Origin of the sequence: Luteimonas sp. gir, from assembly GCF_037198055.1 — a bacterium.
Taxonomy (GTDB): domain Bacteria; phylum Pseudomonadota; class Gammaproteobacteria; order Xanthomonadales; family Xanthomonadaceae; genus Luteimonas; species Luteimonas citri_A.
On sequence record NZ_JBBAXQ010000001.1, the window covers coordinates 707,094 to 728,070 of the forward strand.

Sequence of the window (20,977 nt, forward strand, 5' to 3'; positions counted from 1 at the left end):
CGATTCTGCGCACATGCACGCCTACGTCTACAAAAGTCAGCGCAAGGCGGACACCTACGTGTACCTCGCTGCCAGGGACGCGTTCGACGTCCTGCCCGATCCGCTGCGCGCCGAGCTCGGCACGCTGGCGTTCGTGCTCGAGGTGACGCTGACACCCGAGCGTCGGCTCGCCCGCGAGAACCCGGCGCAGGTGCGTCACAACCTGCAGGCGCAAGGCTTCCACCTGCAGATGCCGCCGCGGGCGGTGGCCGATCCGCTGACCGACGACTGGAGCACAGATGCCTGAGCATCCGCGTCGCCCCGTGCCGACGGCTCCGCAGCGACGGTTTCCCATCGCGTTGGCCGCGGCGCTCGCTTTGGTCGCGTGCACGCTGCTGGGCGGTGTGCCGGCGGCGGTGGCCGGCGTGCTGGCGCAGCCGGCCTTTGCGCTGGTCGTGCGCAGCCGTGCGCGGGGTGGTGCCAATGGCCGCTCACCCTGGCCCGACGTGCGTGCGCTGGCGATCGCCTGGGTGAGCGCGGCCGCTGCCGGCGCGCTGCTGGCGGCCTGGCCGCTGGCTGCGCTGCGTCGCGGCGGCGATCTGGGCGGTGCGCTTGGATTGAGTGTGGCGGTCGGCCTGGTGATGGTCGGCGTCTGGCGGACCTGGCCGTTGTGGCACGCGATCGAACGCGACGGCGGCGAACTGCGCGCGCACTGGCGAGCGCTGGCCGACCAGGACGTCGGTGCCGCGCGTGGGATCGCGGTCGCCGCTGCGGTGACTGCGGCGCTCGCGATCGCACTCGCACCGGCCTGGTTGCCGACGCTGGCGCCGGGTGTGCGGGTCGGCCTGGCCGTGGCCGCTGCGCTGGCGTGGTGGCTGTTGCACGTTGGCCTGCAGCGGCTCGCTGCGCCGCAGGCGCTGCCGATGCCGGTGGTGGAGATGCCCGGCGACCCGGCCGCCGCCCTGTTCGACGAGCCGGTCGACGCCGATCCCGAAGTGGCGCTGTATGCCGCGGCGCGTGCAGGCCGGGTCGAGCGCGCGTTGGCGTTGATCGAGGCTGGCGCCGACGTGCGCGCGCTGCCGCCGCCCGAGACGCGCGACCAGCGCAGCCTCGCCGTGCTGGCGGCGGTGCTGCCCGATCTGCGGCTGCTGCGCGAACTCATCGCGCGCGGCGTCGACGTCAACGCCGCGCATGCGGGCATGACGCCGTTGCTGGCGGCCACGCGCGACAGCTGGCATGGCCGGCCCGACGCGGTGATGACCCTGCTGGCCAATGGCGCCGACCCGCGGGTGACCGATCATGAGGGCAATACGCCGCTGCATCTGGCCGCGCGCAGTTCCGACCCGGGCGTGGTCGCGCTGTTGCGCGATGCGGCCGCCGAACTCGATGTCACCAACCACGATGCGCTGACCCCGCTCGGGGTGGCCTGCGCCGCGGGCAACTGGCGGCTGGCGAAGTTCCTGCTCGAGCACGGCGCCCGACCCGAGGTCGAAGGCGCAACGCCGGCCCTGCTGGCGGCGGCCGGCGGGGACGAGGACGATGCGGCCGGCGTGCAGTTGCTGATCCGCCACAAGGGCCGGGTCGATGCGCGCGATCGCCAGCGCCGCAGTGCGCTGCATGTGGCCGCCTCGCACGGCCATACCGAGATCCTGGCGGCCCTGCTGGCAGCTGGCGCCGACGTGCGTGCGCGCGACAACGACGGTCGCACACCGCTGCTCGATGCCGCGCGCGGCGGCAGCCTGGCCGCGCTGGATGCGCTGCTGGCCGCGGAGGCCGACGTCGCCGCGGTCGATATCGCTGGGCGCAACGCGATCATGCTTGCCTGCGCGTCCGAGTCGGCGTCGCCGGCGCTGGTGCAACGCCTGCTCGCGCTGGGCGTACCGGCCGATGTGGTCGATGGCGATGGCAAGCGTGCCGTCGACCGAGCAGCCGAGGCCGGGCGTTGGTCGCTGGTCCGGCTGCTCGATCCTGATTACCCCCTCCCGGTCAATCTCGACGTGGACGGCGACGACACCGCAGGCGACCGCACGCCATTGGTGCTGCTGCGCGCCGGGCTGCGCGAAGGCCGGCAGGCGCAACTGGGCGACCTGTTGCGGCTGGTCGGCCCTGCCGAGCTGGGCAGTCTGCTGGCCGACCCGGCATCGCCGCCGTCGCTCGAACAGGTGGAGTGGCTGCTCGCCCATGGCGCCGATCCCAACGTGCGCGATGCGGACGGCCGCACACCGCTGACCGCGCTGCTCGCCCGCGCGCCGGACGCATTGCCGGTGCTGCAGGTGCTGCTGCGCCATGGCGCGTCGCCGGCCGGTGCGGGCGGCCTGGCGGCCTACCTGGCGGCCTGCGTCGAGGGCGACCATGCGGCGCGCGCGTTCGAAGGGCTGTCGCTGGAGTTGCTGGCGCGTGGCGCCGATCCGTTTGCCGCGTCACCCCAGGGCGATCCGCCGTTGGCGCTGGCGGTCCGGTTGGGATGGCCGCGGCTGGTCGAGCGCTTGGCCGGATTGGGCGTCGATCCCGATGCCCGCGATTCGCGCGGTATGACCGCCTTGCATCTGGCAGCCGCGCTCGGCCGCGAAGGCGCGCTGAAGGCGCTGGTGCGTCATGGCGCATCGCCATCGGCGCGGGCTGCCGACGGACAGACGCCGCTGGGTGTCGCGCTGTCGGCCGGCCGGCGCGATCTCGCCGATTGGCTGGACTGGCAGGGCTGGGCGCTGCCGCGTCGCGCGCTCGCGGCCACGGATCTGCCGCAGGCGGCCTCGGCCGGCGACGCTGATGCCGTCCGCCGGCTGCTCGATCTGGGCTTCGATATCGACACGCCCGACGCCCAGGCCTGCACCGCGCTGCTGCGCGCAGCGGGTGGCGGGCATCTGGCGGTCGTCGATCTGCTGCTCGCGCGCGGTGCCGACACGACCTGCGCAGCCCGTTCGGGCGCGACCGCGCTGTCGGCGGCGGTCAGCATGCGCCATGCTGCGGTCGTCGATCGTCTGCTCGCGGCCGGGGCGTCGCTCGATCAGCGTCTGCCCGGCGAGGTCAGCGTGCTGATGCTGGCTGCCGCACTCGGCCTGCCGGACCTGGCGGCACGCCTGCTCACGGCCGGTGCCGACATCCACGCCACCGACGCCCAGGGCCTGACGCCGCTGCATTGCGCGGCGCTGTACGGCTTCACCTCGCGCGATCGCACACGCCTGCTGGCGCTATTCGACACGTTGCTGCTGGCCGGTGCCCAGATCGACGCGCCCGCGGCTGGCGGGGTGACGCCGTTGCTGTTGTTGCTGGGTGCGCGTGCAGAGCCCGGCACCGCCTGCGACGAGGATGTCGTGCTGGCGGCGATGGAACACCTGCTCGACGAGGGCGTGTCGCTCGACGCACAAGATCCGCGCGGTTTCGGGCCGCTGCACCTGACCGGCCTGCACGGACAGTTGCGCCTGGCCCGACGCCTGCTGCGCGCCGGGGCCGATCCGGACCTGCGCGACACGCTCAATCGTACGCCGCGGGAGATCGCGGTGATGCGTGGCTTCGTCGACGTCGCGGCGGAGTTCACGCCGGTGCCGGCGCAGGACGGCGTGTCGATGGCGCGGTTCCTGCGCGAGCGCTGAGCTCAACGAATCCACGTTGCGTCGGTCTGTTCAGGTGGGCATGATGGCCGGCCCATCAATGCAGGATGCAATCATGGTTTGCAGGCGTGTCGTTGTGCTGCTCGCGTTGTTGGCGCTGTGTCTGCCGCCGGTGTTCGCGCAGAACGCGCGCCAGATGCGCAGCGAGGTCGAGGCCAGCATGCTGGTGACCGGGACCGTCGATATCGAACGCGATGGCGCTGTGTCGGGCTACGCGCTCGACCAGGAAGACAAGTTGCCAGCGGAGGCCGTGAATCTGGTGCGGCGCTTCGTCCCGCAGATGCAGTTCGAGCCAGTGCTCGACGGCGGTGCGCCCGTCGCGGCACGCGCGAAGATGAGCCTGCGCCTGGTCGCGGTTCCCGCCGGCGAGAACCAGATGCAGATCGCCATCCGCAGCGCGCATTTCGGCGACGAGGCATCCGCCGAGGATACGCGCACCGTGCGCAGTTCCAATTTGCAGCGTCCACGCTACCCCACAGAGGTTGCGTCGATTGGCGGCAAGGGTACGGTCTATACGCTTGTCCAGGTGGCACCCGACGGCAGCGTTCGCGATGTCGCGATCGAGCAGGTGAACCTGACCGCATTGGGTTCTGCGCCTGAGATGGCGTCCATCCGAGAATCGCTGTCCAAGTCCGTGCGCCGCACGGCCAGGCGCTGGCAGTTCACGCCGCCTAGCGATGGGTCGACGCCGGAGCGAGGCTACTGGCTCGTGCGCGTTCCTGTGGAGTTCTCCTTCTACGGTGATCGTGAGCGCTACGGCCAGTGGAGCGCCTACCATCCCGGCCCACGCAGCAGCCCGGCCTGGGCGTTGCCCGATCCGCCGGGCTTCAGCCCGGATACGCTGGTTGCGGGCACGGCCCATGCCGCAGAGTCGCGCTTCCGGCTGCTGACGCCGCTGGAGGGCTGACCAAAGGCGCCACTGTGAACCGTGCTGGCGTCGGCGTCGGCACGCGGTTGCATCGAGTCCCATTTGGGACTATAACAGGCGCTAAGTCCTATTCATGGACTTGGAGGTCTGCCATGCACATCCACGAAGCGCCGCTGATCCCCTCGACCCGCCGCGATCTCGCCGGCCCGGCCCTCAAGGCGTTCTTCAACATCGCCGAGCGCTGGGGGCTGAGCGCTGACCAGGAACGGCGGCTACTCGGCAACCCCGGGCGGTCGACCTACTTCCGCTGGAAGCGTGACCGCGCCGGCGCGGTCTCGGGCGACGTGCTGGAGCGCATCAGCTACCTGCTCGGCATCTACAAGGCGCTGCACATCCTGTTCCCCGACGATGCGCAGGCCGACGGCTGGGTGCATCGGGCCAACACCGCGCCGCCGTTCGGCGGCACGTCGGCGTTGGAGCGGATGCTCGGCGGCCATGTCGCCGACCTGTACGTGGTCCGCGAGTATCTCGATGCCCAGCGCGGCTGGAATTGAGGTGACGCCGCCGGTCCGCCCGATCGCGTGGCGGCCGAGCCATCGCATCGTATCCAGCCGGTTTCCACCGGTCGGCGTTTTCGACGCGATCGCCGATCCCGAGGATCTCGAGGCGTTGTTCGAGCTCGAGGGCATGACCAATCCGCGGCTGCGCCAGGAACTGGGAAGGATTCAATTGGTGCCGCCCGGGCGTCGGATCGCCGGCCCCGGAACCACCGCGATCATGGCCGCCTTCACCCATCCCAACCGCGACGGTTCGCGCTTCGCGGACGGGACGTTCGGCGTCTACTACGCCGCCCGCGAGCGCGATACCGCGATCGCCGAGACCGTCTATCACCGCACCCGCTTCCTGCAGCACACGCGCGAGCCGCCCTGCGTGCTGCAATTGCGCAGCTATCTGGCCGATGTGGCCGGCGACTTCCACGATATCCGCGGTGGCTGGCCGGCGCTGCACGATCCCGACAGCTATGCCGCCAGCCAGCGTGCGGCCGTCGCGCTGCGCGCGGCCGGCAGCGAGGGCATCGTCTACGACAGCGTGCGCCAGCCGGGCGGCCAGTGTATCGCGGCCTTCCATCCCGACTTGGTCTCGCCCGCACGCCAGGGGCCGCACCTGCACTATCACTGGGATGGCGTGGCGATCACCCACGTCGCGATCGGCACCGAACTGCTCGCACTCGCGCGGTAGTAGCGCTGACGCGCGTCCACCGCGCTGGCCGGGGTCCAGAAAGAAAGGTTCTCCTCCGAAGTCAAGCGAATCTTGCTTCTGCTCGCTCGATTAGGGGCTCCTCTTCGGAGCGCGCGTCGCGCCGGCCGGGGACTGCTCCCCGGCTCGGTCAGCCATCCCTGGCTGACTCGCCGCCGCGGGCCATCCCTGGCCCGCTACCGCAATCCCCGACCAGCACGACGCACTGAGGCCGACAGTGCGCGACTTCTTCCGGCGGGCGACTTCATGTCCACCCGAAGTCGGGTTGCAAGCATTCATAGCAGCGGACTGACGGACGGTGGCCGCGTCGAGCGCGCCATGGATGGCGCGCGCCCGAGTCAAGGCAGGATGCCTTGCCGAGGGGAAAGCGGCTTCCGACTGGCAGGCCGCTCCCATCCGAAGTAGAACTCCCATTCCCGCACTTGCAACGCGAACTACAAAAAACCCGGCACAAGCCGGGCTTTTCGTCTGGCATGGCGCGTGGCTCACTCCGCGGTGGGGCGGCGCACGACGTAGATCAGGTCGTCCTCATAGGCCTTGGCCAGGTCGGCCTTGGAGATCGAGATGCGCTCGCTGTCATCGAACACGATGGTCGACGGGTCCTTGATGTCCGAGCGAGCGCGGTCGCGGGTGCCCAGGGCGGCGTTCTCGGTCACGACGACCACGCCGTCGTCCTCGACTGCCACCACCTTCATCAGGCCGTAGGCCGGGTCGATCGCGGTCTGCTTGTCGTCGGTGAACTCGTAATCGGAGAAGGCGCTGAGCTCGGCGGCGTACAGATCGCCGACGGCCGGTGCCTGCAGCAGAGCCTTGTCGGCCTCGCCGCGCTGGCAGGCCGACAGCAGGAAGGCCGCGGACAGGACGAGAAGCGCGGGCAACAGGCGGAACATGCGACGCATGGCGGTATCCATCGGTGAGAGAGGGCGGGAAGTATAGGTCGGGGCCTGTGATGTTGGCAGCGTTTCGCGTCTTTTCGCGCCCGGCCGCGTTAGGCTCGCCCCATGGATACGATACGTCCCGAGACGGTGACCACGTTCTGGCGCGAGGCCGGCATGGCGAAGTGGTTCGGTGGCGGCGACGCCTTCGACCGCGACTGCGAGCGCCGCTTCCGCGACGCCCATTTCGCCGCGGCTCGCCGCGAGCTCGACCACTGGGCCAAGACCGCCGAGGGCGGACTGGCGCTGCTGATCCTGCTCGACCAGATCCCCCGCAACATCTTCCGCGGCAGCGCGCACGCCTTCGCAACCGACGCCCTGGCCCGCCACCATGCGCAGGCGCTGGTGGCCGCCGGTCTCGACCGCGCGCACGAGGACGCCCTGCGTGGCTTCGTCTACCTGCCGTTCGAACACTCCGAGGACCTGGCTGACCAGCAGCGGTCGGTGCAGCTGTTCGCCGATATCGGGATCGCGACCTACCGCGAGTATGCGCAGGCGCACCTGGACGTCATCGCGCGTTTCGGCCGTTTTCCGCATCGCAATCATGTCTTGGGCCGCACCAATACGTCCGAAGAGCAGGCCTGGCTCGACGCCGGCGGCGGCTTCTAGCGGCGCACGGGCCGCGCAGCGGTCACAGGAACGAGTCGGCCAGCCGGGCGATGCCCTCCAGACTGCGGCGCCAGGCCGGGCGCCGCTGCCAGTCCTCGAGCGTCACCGGCGTGGCGTCGGCCAGATAGCCGGCCTCGATCGCGCGCATGCGTGCGACCACATCGCGGTCGTAGACCAGCAGGCCGATCTCGGCGTTGAGCGCAAACGAGCGGATGTCGAGGTTGATCGAGCCGACCAGCGCCATCTCGTCGTCGATGCTCATGTGCTTGGCGTGCAGGAAGTGCGGCCGGTACAGCGCGATCTGGATGCCGCTCTCCAGCAGTTCGCCGTAGTACGAGGTCTGTGCCCACGCGGTCAGCCGCTGGTTGTTGCTGGCCGAGAGGATCAGTTGCACTTCCACGCCCGACAGCGCGGCGATACGCAGCGCGCTGAGCGTGGCGTCGTCGGGCACGAAATAGGGCGTGGTCAGCACCAGCCGGCGCCGGGCCAGGTGGATCAGCGCGTTGACGGTATCGCGCGCGTTCTCGAACGGATACGCCGGGCCGCTGGGCAGCAGCTGCGCGGCGACATCGGCATCGGGTAGCGCGGTGGTCGGGGTGACCGCGAGCCGCTCGCCGGTCTCGATGAACCAGTCGCTGGCGAACACCGCCTCCAGGTGCGCCAGCGCCGGCCCCTGCACGCGCGCGACCAGCTCGCGGTTGGGCGCGCTGACGATGAAGTCCGCATCGGCCAGGTTCTGTGAGCCGACATAGGCCGCGGTGTCGTCGATCACCGCGACCTTGCGGTGGTTGCGCAGATCCATGCGTCCGCTGCGGCGCCACTGCAGCCCGCCGGGCAGCATCGCGTGGACCTGTACCCCTGCCGCGAGCAGTCGGCGCGCGTAGCGGCGCAGGCCGCGCTTGGCGCCGACCGCATCGAGCAGCAGCCGGCAGGTCACGCCGCGTGCAGCCGCGCGTTCGAGCGCCTCGGTCACCGCCTCGCCGGTGCCATCGTCGAACATCAGGTAATAAAGCAGATGGACGCGGGTGCGCGCGCCGTCGATATCGGCCAGCAGCGCCTGCAGCGCCCCGTCGTAGTCGTCGATCAGCTGCACTGCATTACCGTGCGTGGGCATGAAGTCGCCCAGCCGTTCGAGCAGCGGCGCCATCTCGGCCGAGGCGCCGGTATCGGGCGGTGTCCAGCGCAGGTCGGCCAGCGGCAGTTGCTCCTCGCGGATCACCTGCGAGGCCTGGCGCTGGCGCGCGATGCGGTCGCGCGAGAGCCAGGGATGGCCGAACAGCAGATACAGCGGCAGCCCGGCCAGCGGGACGAAGCCGATCAGCAACAGCCAGCTGCGCGCCGCCGCCGGGCGGGTGCGCGAGGGAATCCACAGCAGGGCGACGATCCGGATCGTCCAGTCGGCGATCAGGATCGCCAGTCCGAGGTTCAGGGCGTGCCAGTCCATCGGACGATTGTGCCGGGGCCGGTGTGGTTACGGCGCAGACCTGGGATTGGATGCACATCCGCAGGGCGAGGAGGCATCGAATGGCCGCTCGCGGGCGGACCGGGCGCTGTTCCTTGTGCCTGGGGGTGGTGCGCCAGCGGCATCCCGCACGTGCCCAGAACGCAGAAAGCCCGCCTTGCGGCGGGCTTTCCAGATCCCGCGGCTGCGGGAAGGACGCGACGGCGTTCGCAAAAGGCGAGCGCGCGGTCAGGTCACTTGATCTTGCCTTCCTTGTAGATCACGTGCTTGCGGACGACGGGATCGTACTTCTTGATCTCCATCTTGCCGGGGGTGTTCTTCTTGTTCTTGTCCGTCGTATAGAAATGGCCGGTGTTGGCCGAGGAAATCAGACGGATCTTGTCGCGCTTGCCTGCCATGTTGCGTTACTCCTCAGATCTTCTCGCCGCGGGCACGGAGCTCGGCGAGGACGGCGTCGATACCGTTCTTGTCGATGGTGCGCAGGGCCTTGGTGGACACACGCAGCTTCACCCAGCGGTTTTCGCTGGCGACCCAGAACCGGCGCTCATGCAGGTTCGGGAGGAAACGGCGGCGGGTACGGTTGAGCGCATGCGAGACGTTGTTGCCGGTCGTCGTGCGCTTGCCGGTGACTTGGCAGACTCGGGACATGGTGCACCTCGATCAATGGGAAGTCCGACGATGAGTCGGGCTCCTGCGGAAAGGATGTTCCGCGAACGGTATCGCCCTTGGCCAGGGAGATGGCGGCCCCGACGGCAAGGCCGTCGCGCGGTACGGGAGTCGAACCTCTCGTCGCACCGCCGCCGGGAAGACCGCGCTTCCCCGGGCGGGTCGGGAGCATGTCGCCATGATCCGGACGCAACGAGCCGGCCATATTGCCGGAACGGGTCTTGGGATGCAAGGCAAGTGAAGACGGGCTTGCTGGAATGCCGTGAAACGTGGCCCGCGTGAGCGAGGTCGGCTCGGCCAGCGGAACAGGCCGCGCTGAAACTCACACCTCCCCCGCTTGCGGGGGAGGTCGCCGCGCGGAGCGTGGCGGGTGTGGGGGGGGACGGGCTGTCGCCGGGAAGCGTCCCCACCCCAACCCTCCCCCGCGATGCGGGGGAGGGCGCCAAGGTCGCCGCGCGGAGCGTGGCGGGTGTGGGGGGGACGGGCTGTCGCCGGGAAGCGCCCCCACCCCAGCCCTCCCCGCGATACGGGGGAGGGCGCCAAGGTCGCCGCGCCCCGGCGCGGCGGGTGGGGGCCTGCTTCAGCTGCCCTCGCCCTGCCGCCGGCGCGATCTCGGCTTGGCGCGCGGCTTGCCCGCAGGCGTCGGCGCCACCGTCTGGCCCGGCAGGGCACCGGCCTCCTGCAACTGCGCCAGGCCGGACAGCGTGTCCACATAGGCCAGAAAGTGCTGCAGGTAGTCGGGCGAGACCTGGCGCATCAGGGTCAGCGAGCGGTGCACCAGACGGGCCGAGTTGAGCGGGCCGGCATCGTCGGACGTCTTCGCCAGCGAACGCCGCACCTGGCTACCGATGCGCACGGCCGACCACAGCCGCCGGAACGTATCGAGCGCAGGTAGCTCTGGGTAGCGCACCGCGTCGTCTCCGGCGCACATTGAGCCCGCCAGCGCGCGCAGCGGACTGGGCGCCACCCGCTCGCGCGTGGCCTCAGTCGCGGCTGCTGCGGACTCCGCATCCAGTGTCTCAGCCAGCGCGCCCGCACGCCGCAGCAGCGCCTCGCGCGGGGACCCGTGCAGACGTTCGGCGCGCTGCAGCAATGCCGCCACTGCATGCACGCGCAGCGGCTGGCGCCGGTCCAGGCCTTGGGCACGCCAGGCGTCGAGCCGGGCATGCAGGGCCGCGGGCTGGGTGGCTTCAGTGGCCATCGCGCGCGGCCGGGTTGCGCGGCACTGGGGCCATCTCGACCCGGCGATTGCGTGCGCGACCTTCGGCGTCGGCGTTCGAGGCGACCGGCTGCTGCGCGCCGAAGGCCGCGGCGAACACCGAATCGGCCGGCACCCCGTCTCCGACCAGCGCGCGGGTCACGGTCAGCGCGCGCTGCGCCGACAGGTCCCAGTTGTCGGCGAAGTGGAGGCGGTCGCGCAGCGCGCGGTCGTCGGTGAAGCCGCTGACCATCAGGATCTCGTCGCGCGAGGCCAGGTACTCCGACAGCGGGCCGGCCAGGCTGCGCAGCAGGTCGCGGCCCTCGGGCTGCAACTGGTCGGAGGCATCGGCGAACAGCACGCTGCCGCGGATACCGATGCGGCCGTCGACCAGCGTAATGCGACCTGCCGCAAGCGGTGCGGCCAGGGCCTGCTCCAGCGTCTGCAGGCGCTGCTGCTCGGCCTGGCGTTGCGCGATCTCGGCGTCGAGCTTCATTTCCAACTGCAATTGCACGCCGATGACGCCGACCAGGATCAGCACGAACGCACCGAGCAACACCGACATCAGGTCGCCGAATGCGGCCCAGACAGGGGCGGCGCTGGCATCGTCGCTGTCGAGTTCCAGGCTCATGCCGCGCCGGCCTGACGGCCGCCCAGTTGCTGCAGTTCCTCGACGATCTGCCGCTGCGCCAGCACGCTCAGGTCCACGACCTCGCGCGCCTGCGCGACGTAGTAGGCCAACTGCTCGTCGCTACGCGCCAGGGCCTTCTCCAGCGTGTCCTCGATCCGCGCCAGGCGCTCGGCCAACTGCGCATTGGCCTCGCCGAACACCTGCGCCGCGGCGCCGAAGGCTTCGCCCAGGCTGGCGACTTCGGCCGCGCCGATCGTCACCTGGTCGGCGACTGCGCCGAGCTTGCCGGTCTCGGCCTCGACGTGATCGGTGAAGCGGGTGCCCACGCGTTCGAGCAGGTCGGCCGAGGTCGCGACCAATGCGTCGATCGCTGCGCGCTGTTCGGTCGAGGCGTGGTTGACCGCGCCCAGCAAGGTGTCGAGCGTGGACAGCATCTGCGTGCGTTCCTCCAGCATCGCGGTGTCGCGGGCCATGCTGTCGGACAGCGACTGGCGCAGTTCGGCAATCACCTCGGCCGCGGCCCGCGGCGCCTGCGAGGCGGTGTCGATCAGCCGCGAGATCTCGGCGATCGTCTCGCCGGCATGGGTGCGGGTCTGCGCGGCGATGGTGTCGGCGGTGGCGGCCAGCGTGTCGCAGATCGCCTGCTGCTGACGGGCGGTCTCCGCGCCCGCCTGCGCCAAGTCTTCGCGCAGCGCGCCCGCAAGTGCGGCCAGGCTATCGGTCCAGGCGGCCAACCGGGCACGGTCCTGCTCGGCGAGCGCGGACTGCAACGCGCCATGCGAGGCATCGACGCGCTCGAGCAAGGCGGCCGAGTGGCGTTCGAACGCGGCTGCGGCCGCGGTCAGCGCCTGTTCGTGGCGGCCGGCCTGCGCATCGTGCGCGTCGGTCTGTCGCGACAGCGCGTTGCGCCAGCCGTCGGCGATTTGGCCGGTGGTCGCTTCCAGTCGCGTCGCGACGCCGTCCACCAGCGTCGTCGTGCGCTGTTCGAAGGTCTCATCGATACCCGCCAGCGTCTGGCGCAGATCGTTCACCAGCGCAGCCTGCGCGGCCTGCTGGCCGGCCAGCGCCTGCTGCCAGCGCTCGGTGACCTCGGCCGTCGAAGCCGACAGGCCGGCGGTGACCGCCTGCAATTGACGATCCACCCCGTCGGCGACCGTGTCGTGCAGTGTCGCGGCCTGCGCAGCGGTGGCATCGAGACGCGCGACGACCGCGTCGAGCAACCCGCTGGCGCGCTGCTCGAAGCTGGCATTGAACTCCGCCAGCGCCGCCTGCAACTCGCCGGTCAGTGCGGCACTGGTGGCCTGCTGGCCGTCGAGCGCCTGGTCCCAGCGTGCGGCCACGGCCTGCGTCGAGGCCTCGAAGCCCTGCGTCAACGCCTGCAACTGGCGGTCCACGGCTTCGGCCACGCGTGTCTGCAGCGCCGTGGTCTCGCGGGCCAGCGCCGCCATCGTGGTCTCGAACACCGGCTGCAGCGCCGCGGTCGCCGCCTGCGCGCTCTGCGCCACGCTGGTCTGCAGCGAGCGCTCGACCGAGGCGGCGAGCTGCGTGTACACGGTCTCGGTGCGGGCGTGGAACGCGGCCTGCTGCGCCGCCTGGCGCTCGTCCGTCGCGCCGGCCTGCTGCTCGATCGTCGCCATCATCGCCTGCAGCCGGTCGACCAGCGCCGGCATCGTATCGACCTGGCGCTGCAGCAGGCGCAGGGTCTCTTCATGCCGGTAGGCGTGGGAATGCGGGCGCAGCGTCGTCGCGATCGCGGCGTCGAGTCCCTGCACGATCGTGGACCGCTCGCGGCGGACCAGAGCCGATGCCAGGCCCAGCATCGCCGAACTCGCGATCCCCGCGATCGATGTGCCGAACGCAAAGCCCAGCCCCTTGACCGGCGCGGCCAGCGAATCGCGAATCGCCTGCAGGTCGGTCGCGGTTTCCAACGCCAGTCCGGTGCCGCGCAGCATCGCCATCATCCCCAGCAAGGTGCCGAGCATGCCCAGCAGCACCAGCATGCCGACCAGATACGGGGTGAGCGCGGGGATCGGCAGCGCGGTCCGCGCCCCTTCGACCCGCAGACGCACGGCCGCGCGCAGCGACGGGTCGAGCCGGTCAAGCCAGTCGCCCAGCGATGGCGGCGTTGTCGACAGTCCGGCGACGGCATCGGCCAGCGTCGCGCTCGCGCGGCGATAACGCCACAGCTCCAGCGCACCGGCTGCATAGCAGACGCCGATCAGCAGCGTCACCGCGAGCGCCAAGGGGTTGGTGCCGAGGTAGCCCAGCGCGATCCAGGCGATTGCGGCCAGGCCCAGCGCGAACGCCAGTGCGGGGAGAAGGGACAGCGCGCGGGAACGTGAGGACATGGGCATGACTGCGTCAGGGGGCACGAAGCGCGGCGAGCAGCGCTTCCACCGGTTGGAAACGGACATCCAGCTCGGCGCTCAGTACGCCCTGCATGTCCCTGCGAAAATGATCGAGCCAAGCGTCGTGCGTCGTGGCCTGTGCTTCGGCCGCGGCGGCGCGCAACCGCTCGAAATGCGCTTCGAGCAGCGTCGGCACCGCGCCCAGCAACGCGGACTCGCGCGGGGCCAGCGCGCCCTCCATGACCGCATCGACCTCGGCCAGCCGCGCCGCCTGCGCCGAGCGCTGGGCCAGCGCTTCGCGCAGTTCCCCGCGCAGCCGCCCGGTGGCGGCCTGCATCGCGCGCTGCAGGGTCAGGCAGCGCTGGCGCAGCGGTGTGAAATCGGGCGCGGTGTCGCTGGTGATCGGATCGGCGCCGGCGGACGATGCGTCAGCCTTGGCTGTCGCCAGTTCGGGTGCGCTGGCGATGGCCTCGGCCAGGGTCGCGCGGACCCGTGCGCAGGCGGCGGCAGAGTCGTGTGCACTGGGCGCGCATGGCGCGTCCGGGGCCGCCGGCCGTGCGTCGAGCACCTTCGACAGCGCCACCGCCCGCGTCCAGTCGATCCATTCGCTCAGCCGATCGGCCGGCACCAACGCCGCCCGCGCCGCCTCGGCATCGGTCAGTCGGGCCAGTAGCCGGACGAACGTCGGACCCTGGAGGGCGGGGCGGGGCGAGGGATCCACGAAGGTCAGGCGCGCAAAAAACGGCGATTTTACAGGGCCCGGCGGCGCAGGGGTCGGCGCAACGGCGGACGCCTGCCGCGTCGAAAGCCGCGGTTGTGCTTCGCAGGCTGTGCGGCACCGGGTCATCCGCGAGCAGGTCGTGGCCCGTCGCGGCTTCGCAGGTTGGGATTCAGCTGCACGGCCATTCAGGAGCCGGGCCGACGCCCGTACGCCTATCGAGGTCGGGGCGCGACGTGGCGAAGGGGCAGGCCATGGCGCGGACTTGCGTCAATGGTGCGCCGAGCCGCCAGCATCAGGCGCGCGTCGCCTTATCAAATTTTCTGACGAAAGCCACCAGGTCCTGACCACAGGCCTGGCAGTACTCCTGCAGTTGCAGCAGATCCAGCCGGCGCACGCCACGCTCGACGTCGCTGACGTAGGACTGGGGCCGCTCCAGCCGTTCGGCCAGCTGTGCTTGCTTGAGGTCCGCCTTGTCCCGCATCTCGGTCAACAGGGCCAGCAGGACCTTGTACTCGGGCTTGTGGATCGATTTGCCGGGCATACGGGCATCCTCATGAAAAGTGGGCGTACCGTATATCCGGAATCCCGTTATCCGGAAACAGGATCACGTGGCCGGTGCTCTGTCAGCCCTGTTTGAACACCGTCCGCTTACCGATCGGGGCGCTCTTCTTCGCAGTCGGGCGGGCGAGCCCGGGAACGAGGAAATCCGCGGCGTTGTGACCGCGCCGGGTCTTCTCGGCCAACCAGCGCGGCATGCGGCCACGGCCCGACCAAGTGTTGCGCCGGTTGTCGGGGTCGCGGTACTTCACTGCGGCCTTGGCGCGCTTGCGCTTTCTGGTGGGGGCCACGGCGTTGCGCGCCGTAGCCGGAGGCGGGGTGCCGATGAGTTCTTCGATCGCATAGCCCTGGGACGCAGCGAATGCGATCAGGTCCTGGCGCACGGCGGCCAGCGGTCGCCGGCGGGCCAACACTGTCTTGCGTTTCTCGGCAGCGGCCAACAGGGCATCGAGCTCGCGCACGCCGAGCGCATCGATTTCAATCTTCATGCCGTCAGCGTCGGGCCGAGCCGATGAGGTGTCAAGCCTGCAAGCTGCGCCGCTCGCGTCGGGCCGGGGGCCGATGAGGCGGCGTGCAGGCGCTGTCCGGACTGTCGATGCGTGCCGCCTGGCGGATCGGGCGCGCCCGTCGACAGTTTTGACGCGGCGGCGCCGAGCGATGCCAGCGCCTCGCGTGCGTATCGGCTCGATGATGCAACGACGGCCCGGCGTCTGGCGCCGGGCCCTCGGACTCGCCTACTCGCAGCGAAACCTGACGTCCGCAGTTGCGCGCTTGCCTGACGTGGCGTACGTCGCCGTGGATTTGCCCGAATGATGATGCGAAGGGACGCTGATGGTGGCGAAGTCTCCGAGCTTGCCGTCGCGATCTTCAGCGCCGACCACGGTCGCGCGGAGACCCTGGCGGCCGCAATAGGCATTGGCTTCTTCGATCAGACGGATGCGCTGCGCACCGCCGCTTGAAAAGGCGGTCGCAGAATGCCCCGCCACTTCATAGACACCATTGCCCACGGGAACGAAGCGCGAGGTGGACGAACAGCCAACAAGCAAGATTGCAGGCAAGGCCAGCAAGATGACAATCGGGCGCATGGGAACCTCTTCTTATTGTGATGGGCGCGGCCGCCGAGCGACGGATTCGGCGACGACGTCGGGTGGATGTGGCACCGGTGCAGTCCCTGGCCGACGCCATCTACGTCGCTGGCCGGAGCGTATTTTCAAAATCCTGACTGCGGCGAGAATCAGCGCCTGTAAACCAAACGACCCGTTCGGGAACCGGGACGCCACGTAAATCGTTCATCGAAGGCACGCGTCGATCGGGCGCTGTGCCGCCGTAGACGTGTCCGCAAGGTCGGCGAGCATTCACAACCGATTTGGCGGCCCGCGTGAGGGCGGCGCGAATATGCGCAGACCATGCGGCCTCGCGCCTTGGCGGGCTCGCTGTCAATCGGATTTACGACGAATTTACGACCGCGGCGGTGTCGACGCATGGAGACTTTATGGCCGGGGCGCCGAGACTGCGCGGCATCGGCGGAGCCTGTCCGCCAGGACTGATGCCATGGAGTGTCGTGTCGCCCCCACGCGCCGGGTTGCGCTGTCGCTCGCCTTGTTGGCGCCGTCGCTCGGCAGCGCTGCAGCTGCTGACTGGTCGGGCAGCGCAGCGCTGACCAGCGATTATGTCTGGCGCGGCACCAGCCAGAGCGATGCGGGGCCGGCCCTGCAGGCCGGCATCAGGATCGCCGGCAAGCGTGGGCTATATGTCCAGGCATGGGGCTCGGACGTGCGCTTCGCGCCGCAGACCGCTGCCTCGCACGAGCTCGACCTCGTGGCCGGCTGGACCGGGCCGTTGTCGGAGGCGTTCGTGCTCGACGCCGGGCTCACGCATTACCGCTATCCCGGTGCCGCGGTCGATCTGGACTGGACGGAGCTCGGTGCCACGCTGACCTGGCGCACGCGCGCCTGGCTGCAACTGGCGCATGCGTCCGATGCATTGGCCAGTGGTGCGCCGGGCACCTATGCACAGATGGGTGTGCGGATCCCCGTCGACGACCGTCTCTGGTTCGAGCTCGCGGTCGGGCGTTATCGGCTGCACGCGGCGGGCGGCGATAACGACTACACCCACGTCCAGGCGGGCGTGGTGTGGACGCTCGCAGCGCCGCTGGCGCTGCGACTGACAGTGCACGACACCAGTGCGTCGGCGCAGCGCGCTTTCGGCGGCTGGGCCGGTTCACGAATGGAGGCGGCGCTGCAAGCGTCGTTCTGACCGTGTTTTATCGTCGCTACGGATGCGCGTCATGATCGAATTTCTGGCCCCCCTTGCTCTGGCTGCCGCGCTGGCGTGGCCGCTTGGGCGCTATCTCGCGATGGTGATGCGCGGCGGGCCGGCGCCGGGCGATCGCGTGTTCGCACGTCTGGAGCGGCCGCTGTACCGATTGCTCGGCGTCGACCCGACTGTCGGCATGGGGTGGAAGGCGTACGCAGGCGCATTCCTTGCCAGCAACATCGTTTTGCTCGTCCTGGCGACCGCAGTGTTCATGGGGCAGGCCTGGCTGCCGCTCAATCCCAACGGGGCGCCGAACATGCGCTGGGACCTGGCATTGCACACGGCGATGTCGTTCCTGACCAACACCAATCAGCAGCATTACGCCGGCCAGGCACAGCTCTCGCATCTTGCGCAGATGACGGCGATCGTCGGGCTGCAGGTGGCGACGCCGATGATGGGCCTGGCGCTGGTCGTGGCGACCTTGCGTGGACTGTTCGGAGGCCGCGCGGCCTTGCAGGCCGGAGCGGACATGCACGTGGCGCCCGACGTCGTCGCGGCCCCGGCCGGCGATGGGCACAGGCCAGCAACGGCGCGCGTCGATGTCGGTAACTACTGGGCCGATGTCGTCCGCCCGACTGTGCGCGTCATGCTGCCGCTGTGTCTACTGTGGTCGCTGCTGCTGACGGCGCAGGGCGTGCCCTCGACGCTGGCCGGTGGGCCCGAGGCGACACCGCTCGACACGAGTGCGGAAGTGACCGGCCAGAAGATTCCGCTCGGCCCGGTCGCGGCGATGGTCGCGGCCAAACAACTGGGCAGCAATGGCGGCGGCTGGTACGGGCCCAACAGCGCTGCGCCGCTGGAGAATCCGACGCCGCTGTCCAACCTGCTGGAGCTGTTGGCGATCGTGTTGCTACCGATGTCGGTCGTGGCGATGGTCGGCACGTTCACCGGCCGGCGCCGATTTGCCGCGCTGGTGTTCGGGTGCATGTTGACGATGTCGCTGCTGTCGGGGGCCGCGGCGCTCTGGGCTGAGCGCCACGGGCCGGCCCCGGTCGCGGCGGCGTTGATGGAAGGCAAGGAGGTGCGTTTCGGCGTCGACGCTTCGACGGCCTGGGCGGCGTTGACCACGCAGGTCAACAACGGTTCGGTGAACCTGATGCTCGACTCGGCGGCGCCGCTGACCGGGTTGGTGGCGATGGGCAACATGCTGGTCAATGCGATCTGGGGCGGCATCGGCTGCGGTCTGCAGCAGTTCCTGGTCTACCTGCTGCTGGCGGTGTTCGTGGCCGGGCTGATGACCGGGCGCACGCCGGAGCTGTTCGGCCGCAAGATCGAGGCGCCGGAGGTGCGTCTGCTGGCGGTGCTCGTCTTGCTGCAGCCGGTGGTGCTGCTGGGCCTGACTGCGGCGACCCTGGCGATGCCGTCGCTGGCGGGCACCTCCAATCCAGGCGCGCACGCGATCGGCCAGGTGTTCTACGAGTACGCATCGGCGTTCGCCAACAACGGCTCGGGCTTCGAAGGCCTGGCCGATGCGTCGATGTGGTGGAACCTGACCACGACCGTGGCGCTCGCGCTCGGTCGCTATCCGGCGCTGGTGCTCCCGCTGGTCATCGCGGCGCTGCTTGCGGCCAAGCGCGCGGCGCCCGAGAGCGCCGGCACCTTGCGGATCGAGACGCCGACCTTCGCGATGACGCTGCTGGCGATCGTCGCCGTGCTCACGCTTCTCCAGTTCATGCCGGTGCTGGTGCTCGGCCCTGTGGCCGAGCATCTGGCCCTGGCCTCGGCCCACGTGGGGACTTGATCGATGACCTCTCTTTCCCAAGATGCCGCGCCCGTGCGCGGGACCAATCCCACCCTGTTCGATGCCGGCATCCTGCGCGCCGCGGCTCGCGACGCGTTCGTCAAACTCGCGCCGCAGCACGCGTTGCGCAATCCGGTGATGGCCGTGGTCTGGCTCGGCACCCTGCTGACCGCCGCGCTGACCGTGACCGGCCGGGTCTCGTCGCCCGGTTTGGGATGGGCGGTGACCGGATTGCTGGCGATCACCGTGCTGTTCGCCAACTTCGCCGAGGCGATGGCCGAGGCGCGCGGCCGCGGACAGGCCGCCTCGTTGCGGCGCGCGCGCCAGGATCTGGTCGCACGTCGGGTCGCCTCGACGCAGACCACCAACGCGCCCGAACGCGTGGCCGCGTCCGCGCTTCGGCCCGGCGATCTGGTGATCGTGTCGGAAGGCGAGTTGGTGCCGGCCGACGGTGAGATCGTGCTCGGGCTGGCCACGATCAACGAGGCGGCGGTCACCGGCGAATCGGCGCCGGTGCTGCGCGAAGCGGGGACCGATCGCAGTGGCGTGATCGGCGGCACCAAGGTGTTGTCCGACGAGATCGTCGTGCGCGTCACGGTCGAAGCCGGGCACAGCTTCCTCGATCGCATGATCGCGCTGGTCGAGGGGGCGAATCGGCAGAAGACGCCCAACGAGGTCGCGCTGGGCCTGCTGCTGGCGACCATGACGCTGACGTTTCTGGTCGTGGTGGTCACGCTGCCGGCGATCGCGGGCTTTGTCGGTGCGACGCTCGATCCCTTGCTGCTGATCGCGCTGTTGGTGTGTCTGATCCCGACCACGATCGGCGGACTGCTGCCGGCGATCGGCATCGCCGGCATGAACCGCGCGCTGTCGGCGAATGTGCTGGCGAAGTCGGGCAAGGCGGTCGAGGTGGCCGGCGACATCGACGTGCTGCTGCTCGACAAGACCGGCACGATCACCCATGGCGATCGCCAGGCGACCGCGCTGCATCCGCTGGCGGGAATCGACCCCGACGCGCTGCGCGAGGCCGCATTGCTCGCCTCGCTCGCCGATCCCACGCCCGAGGGCAAGTCCATCGTGCGGCTGGCGCGGCGACCTGGGGCGTCGCTCGAGCCCCCGGAGCAGGCGCACTTCGTCCCGTTCACCGCACAGACGCGCATGAGCGGCGTGGACCTGGGCGGCGGCGATGCCCCGCGGCGGATCCGCAAGGGCGCGATGGACGCGATCGTCGCGCATGTCGCGGCGCTGGGCGGCACGGTGCCGACGGAACTGCGTGCACGCGTCGAGCAGGTCGCACGTGGCGGCGCCACGCCGCTGGTGGTCGTCGAAGGCCCGCACGTGCTCGGCGTGATCGAACTGTCGGACGTGGTCAAGACCGGCATCCGCGAGAAGTTAGCGCAGCTGCGCGGCATGGGCATCCGCACAGTGATGATCACCGGCGACAACCCGCTGACCGCCGCCGCGATCGCCGCCGAGGCCGGCGTCGACGACTACATCGCCGAGGCGCGCCCGGAGGACAAGCTCGCGCGCATCCGGGCCGAGCAGGCGCAGGGCCGGCTGGTGGCGATGGTCGGCGACGGCACCAACGACGCGCCCGCCCTGGCGCAGGCGGACGTGGGCCTGGCGATGCATGCCGGCACCCAGGCCGCCAAGGAGGCCGGCAACATGGTCGATCTGGATTCCGATCCGGCCAAGCTGCTGCGCGTGGTCGAGGTCGGCAAGCAGCAGCTGATCACCCGCGGCGCGCTGACGACGTTCTCGCTGGCCAACGACGTGTCCAAGTACTTCGCGATCCTGCCGGCGCTGTTCGCCGCATCGGTGCCGGCCTTGGCGGCGCTGGACGTGATGCGGCTGTCGAGCCCGCGCAATGCGGTGCTCGCGGCGCTGGTGTTCAACGCCGCGATCATTCCGCTGCTGATTCCGTTGGCGCTGCGCGGCGTGCGCTTCCGCGCCTCCGGTGCGACCGCGCTGCTGCGTCGGAACATGCTCGTCTACGGCCTGGGCGGCGTATTGCTGCCGTTCGCCGCGATCAAGCTCATCGACCTGGCGCTGGCCGCCAGTATCGGCCTGTAGAGGATTC

The 20,977-nt window shown here is 70.2% G+C and carries 20 protein-coding genes; 9 read left to right on the forward strand and 11 right to left on the reverse strand.

Annotated features, from left to right (window positions below):
- The first annotated feature begins 13 nt into the window (after positions 1 to 13).
- The 5 genes from WAF18_RS03140 to WAF18_RS03160 all read left to right on the forward strand — a co-directional run bounded on the left by WAF18_RS03140 (position 14) and on the right by WAF18_RS03160 (position 5,694).
- Positions 14 to 286 (forward strand): YcgL domain-containing protein, encoded by a 273-nt coding sequence (locus WAF18_RS03140; RefSeq protein WP_337243829.1) that lies wholly within the window; start codon positions 14 to 16, stop codon positions 284 to 286.
- The gene (locus WAF18_RS03145) at positions 279 to 3,569 is read left to right on the forward strand and encodes an ankyrin repeat domain-containing protein (RefSeq protein ID WP_337243830.1); all 3,291 of its coding nucleotides are present in this window, start codon (positions 279 to 281) and stop codon (positions 3,567 to 3,569) included. The genes WAF18_RS03140 and WAF18_RS03145 overlap by 8 nt, the downstream gene beginning before the upstream one ends.
- Positions 3,570 to 3,663: 94 nt before the next feature.
- Positions 3,664 to 4,494, forward strand: coding sequence for a protein tonB (locus WAF18_RS03150; protein WP_337243831.1), 831 nt, complete (start codon positions 3,664 to 3,666; stop codon positions 4,492 to 4,494).
- Positions 4,495 to 4,607: 113 nt separating this feature from the next.
- Complete coding sequence (locus tag WAF18_RS03155) at positions 4,608 to 5,009, forward strand: MbcA/ParS/Xre antitoxin family protein (protein WP_337243832.1); 402 nt, start codon at positions 4,608 to 4,610, stop codon at positions 5,007 to 5,009.
- 1 nt (position 5,010) lies between these two features.
- Positions 5,011 to 5,694: an RES family NAD+ phosphorylase gene (locus WAF18_RS03160; RefSeq protein WP_337243833.1), complete on the forward strand. Its 684-nt coding sequence runs from the start codon at positions 5,011 to 5,013 to the stop codon at positions 5,692 to 5,694.
- Positions 5,695 to 6,197: 503 nt separating this feature from the next.
- Here the strand turns inward: WAF18_RS03160 and WAF18_RS03165 are convergent.
- Positions 6,198 to 6,611, reverse strand: coding sequence for a hypothetical protein (locus WAF18_RS03165; protein ID WP_183424782.1), 414 nt, complete (start codon positions 6,609 to 6,611; stop codon positions 6,198 to 6,200).
- Between the two features lie 102 nt (positions 6,612 to 6,713).
- On the opposite strand from WAF18_RS03165, the gene WAF18_RS03170 reads away from it, so the two are divergent.
- Positions 6,714 to 7,256 (forward strand): DUF924 family protein, encoded by a 543-nt coding sequence (locus WAF18_RS03170; protein ID WP_337243834.1) that lies wholly within the window; start codon positions 6,714 to 6,716, stop codon positions 7,254 to 7,256.
- A gap of 22 nt (positions 7,257 to 7,278) precedes the next feature.
- Here the strand turns inward: WAF18_RS03170 and cls are convergent, their stop codons facing one another.
- The 10 genes from cls to WAF18_RS03220 all read right to left on the reverse strand — a co-directional run bounded on the left by cls (position 7,279) and on the right by WAF18_RS03220 (position 15,925).
- Positions 7,279 to 8,700: a cardiolipin synthase gene (cls, locus tag WAF18_RS03175; protein WP_337243835.1), complete on the reverse strand. Its 1,422-nt coding sequence runs from the start codon at positions 8,698 to 8,700 to the stop codon at positions 7,279 to 7,281.
- Positions 8,701 to 8,951: 251 nt separating this feature from the next.
- Entirely contained in the window at positions 8,952 to 9,116 is a 165-nt protein-coding gene (gene rpmG / locus WAF18_RS03180) for a 50S ribosomal protein L33 (protein ID WP_047137659.1), read from the reverse strand.
- 13 nt (positions 9,117 to 9,129) lie between these two features.
- Entirely contained in the window at positions 9,130 to 9,366 is a 237-nt protein-coding gene (rpmB, locus tag WAF18_RS03185; protein WP_047137660.1) for a 50S ribosomal protein L28, read from the reverse strand.
- Positions 9,367 to 9,964: 598 nt separating this feature from the next.
- Positions 9,965 to 10,585 (reverse strand): DUF2894 domain-containing protein, encoded by a 621-nt coding sequence (locus WAF18_RS03190; RefSeq protein WP_337243836.1) that lies wholly within the window; start codon positions 10,583 to 10,585, stop codon positions 9,965 to 9,967.
- Positions 10,575 to 11,213 carry an OmpA family protein gene (locus WAF18_RS03195; protein WP_337243837.1) on the reverse strand — a complete coding sequence of 213 codons (639 nt, stop codon included), beginning with the start codon at positions 11,211 to 11,213 and terminating at the stop codon, positions 10,575 to 10,577. The genes WAF18_RS03190 and WAF18_RS03195 overlap by 11 nt, the downstream gene beginning before the upstream one ends.
- A complete protein-coding gene (locus WAF18_RS03200; RefSeq protein WP_337243838.1) occupies positions 11,210 to 13,561 on the reverse strand; it encodes a DUF802 domain-containing protein in 2,352 nt (783 codons plus the stop codon). Before WAF18_RS03200 ends, WAF18_RS03195 begins: the two co-directional genes overlap by 4 nt.
- A gap of 13 nt (positions 13,562 to 13,574) precedes the next feature.
- On the reverse strand, positions 13,575 to 14,282 hold the full coding sequence (locus WAF18_RS03205; protein ID WP_337243839.1) for a DUF3348 domain-containing protein: 708 nt from the start codon (positions 14,280 to 14,282) through the stop codon (positions 13,575 to 13,577).
- A gap of 292 nt (positions 14,283 to 14,574) precedes the next feature.
- Positions 14,575 to 14,823: a helix-turn-helix transcriptional regulator gene (locus WAF18_RS03210; protein WP_337243840.1), complete on the reverse strand. Its 249-nt coding sequence runs from the start codon at positions 14,821 to 14,823 to the stop codon at positions 14,575 to 14,577.
- An 82-nt stretch (positions 14,824 to 14,905) separates the two neighbouring features.
- Positions 14,906 to 15,328, reverse strand: coding sequence for an H-NS histone family protein (locus WAF18_RS03215; RefSeq protein ID WP_337243841.1), 423 nt, complete (start codon positions 15,326 to 15,328; stop codon positions 14,906 to 14,908).
- A 246-nt stretch (positions 15,329 to 15,574) separates the two neighbouring features.
- Positions 15,575 to 15,925 carry a hypothetical protein gene (locus WAF18_RS03220; protein WP_337243842.1) on the reverse strand — a complete coding sequence of 117 codons (351 nt, stop codon included), beginning with the start codon at positions 15,923 to 15,925 and terminating at the stop codon, positions 15,575 to 15,577.
- A 466-nt stretch (positions 15,926 to 16,391) separates the two neighbouring features.
- Between WAF18_RS03220 and WAF18_RS03225 the strand changes: the two genes are divergently transcribed.
- From WAF18_RS03225 to kdpB, 3 genes are read left to right on the forward strand one after another with little or no spacing between them, the layout of a single operon-like run.
- The gene (locus WAF18_RS03225; RefSeq protein WP_337243843.1) at positions 16,392 to 17,096 is read left to right on the forward strand and encodes a TorF family putative porin; all 705 of its coding nucleotides are present in this window, start codon (positions 16,392 to 16,394) and stop codon (positions 17,094 to 17,096) included.
- A gap of 31 nt (positions 17,097 to 17,127) precedes the next feature.
- Positions 17,128 to 18,897 (forward strand): potassium-transporting ATPase subunit KdpA, encoded by a 1,770-nt coding sequence (locus WAF18_RS03230; RefSeq protein WP_337243844.1) that lies wholly within the window; start codon positions 17,128 to 17,130, stop codon positions 18,895 to 18,897.
- A gap of 3 nt (positions 18,898 to 18,900) precedes the next feature.
- On the forward strand, positions 18,901 to 20,970 hold the full coding sequence (gene kdpB / locus WAF18_RS03235; protein WP_337243845.1) for a potassium-transporting ATPase subunit KdpB: 2,070 nt from the start codon (positions 18,901 to 18,903) through the stop codon (positions 20,968 to 20,970).
- Positions 20,971 to 20,977 lie beyond the last annotated feature (7 nt).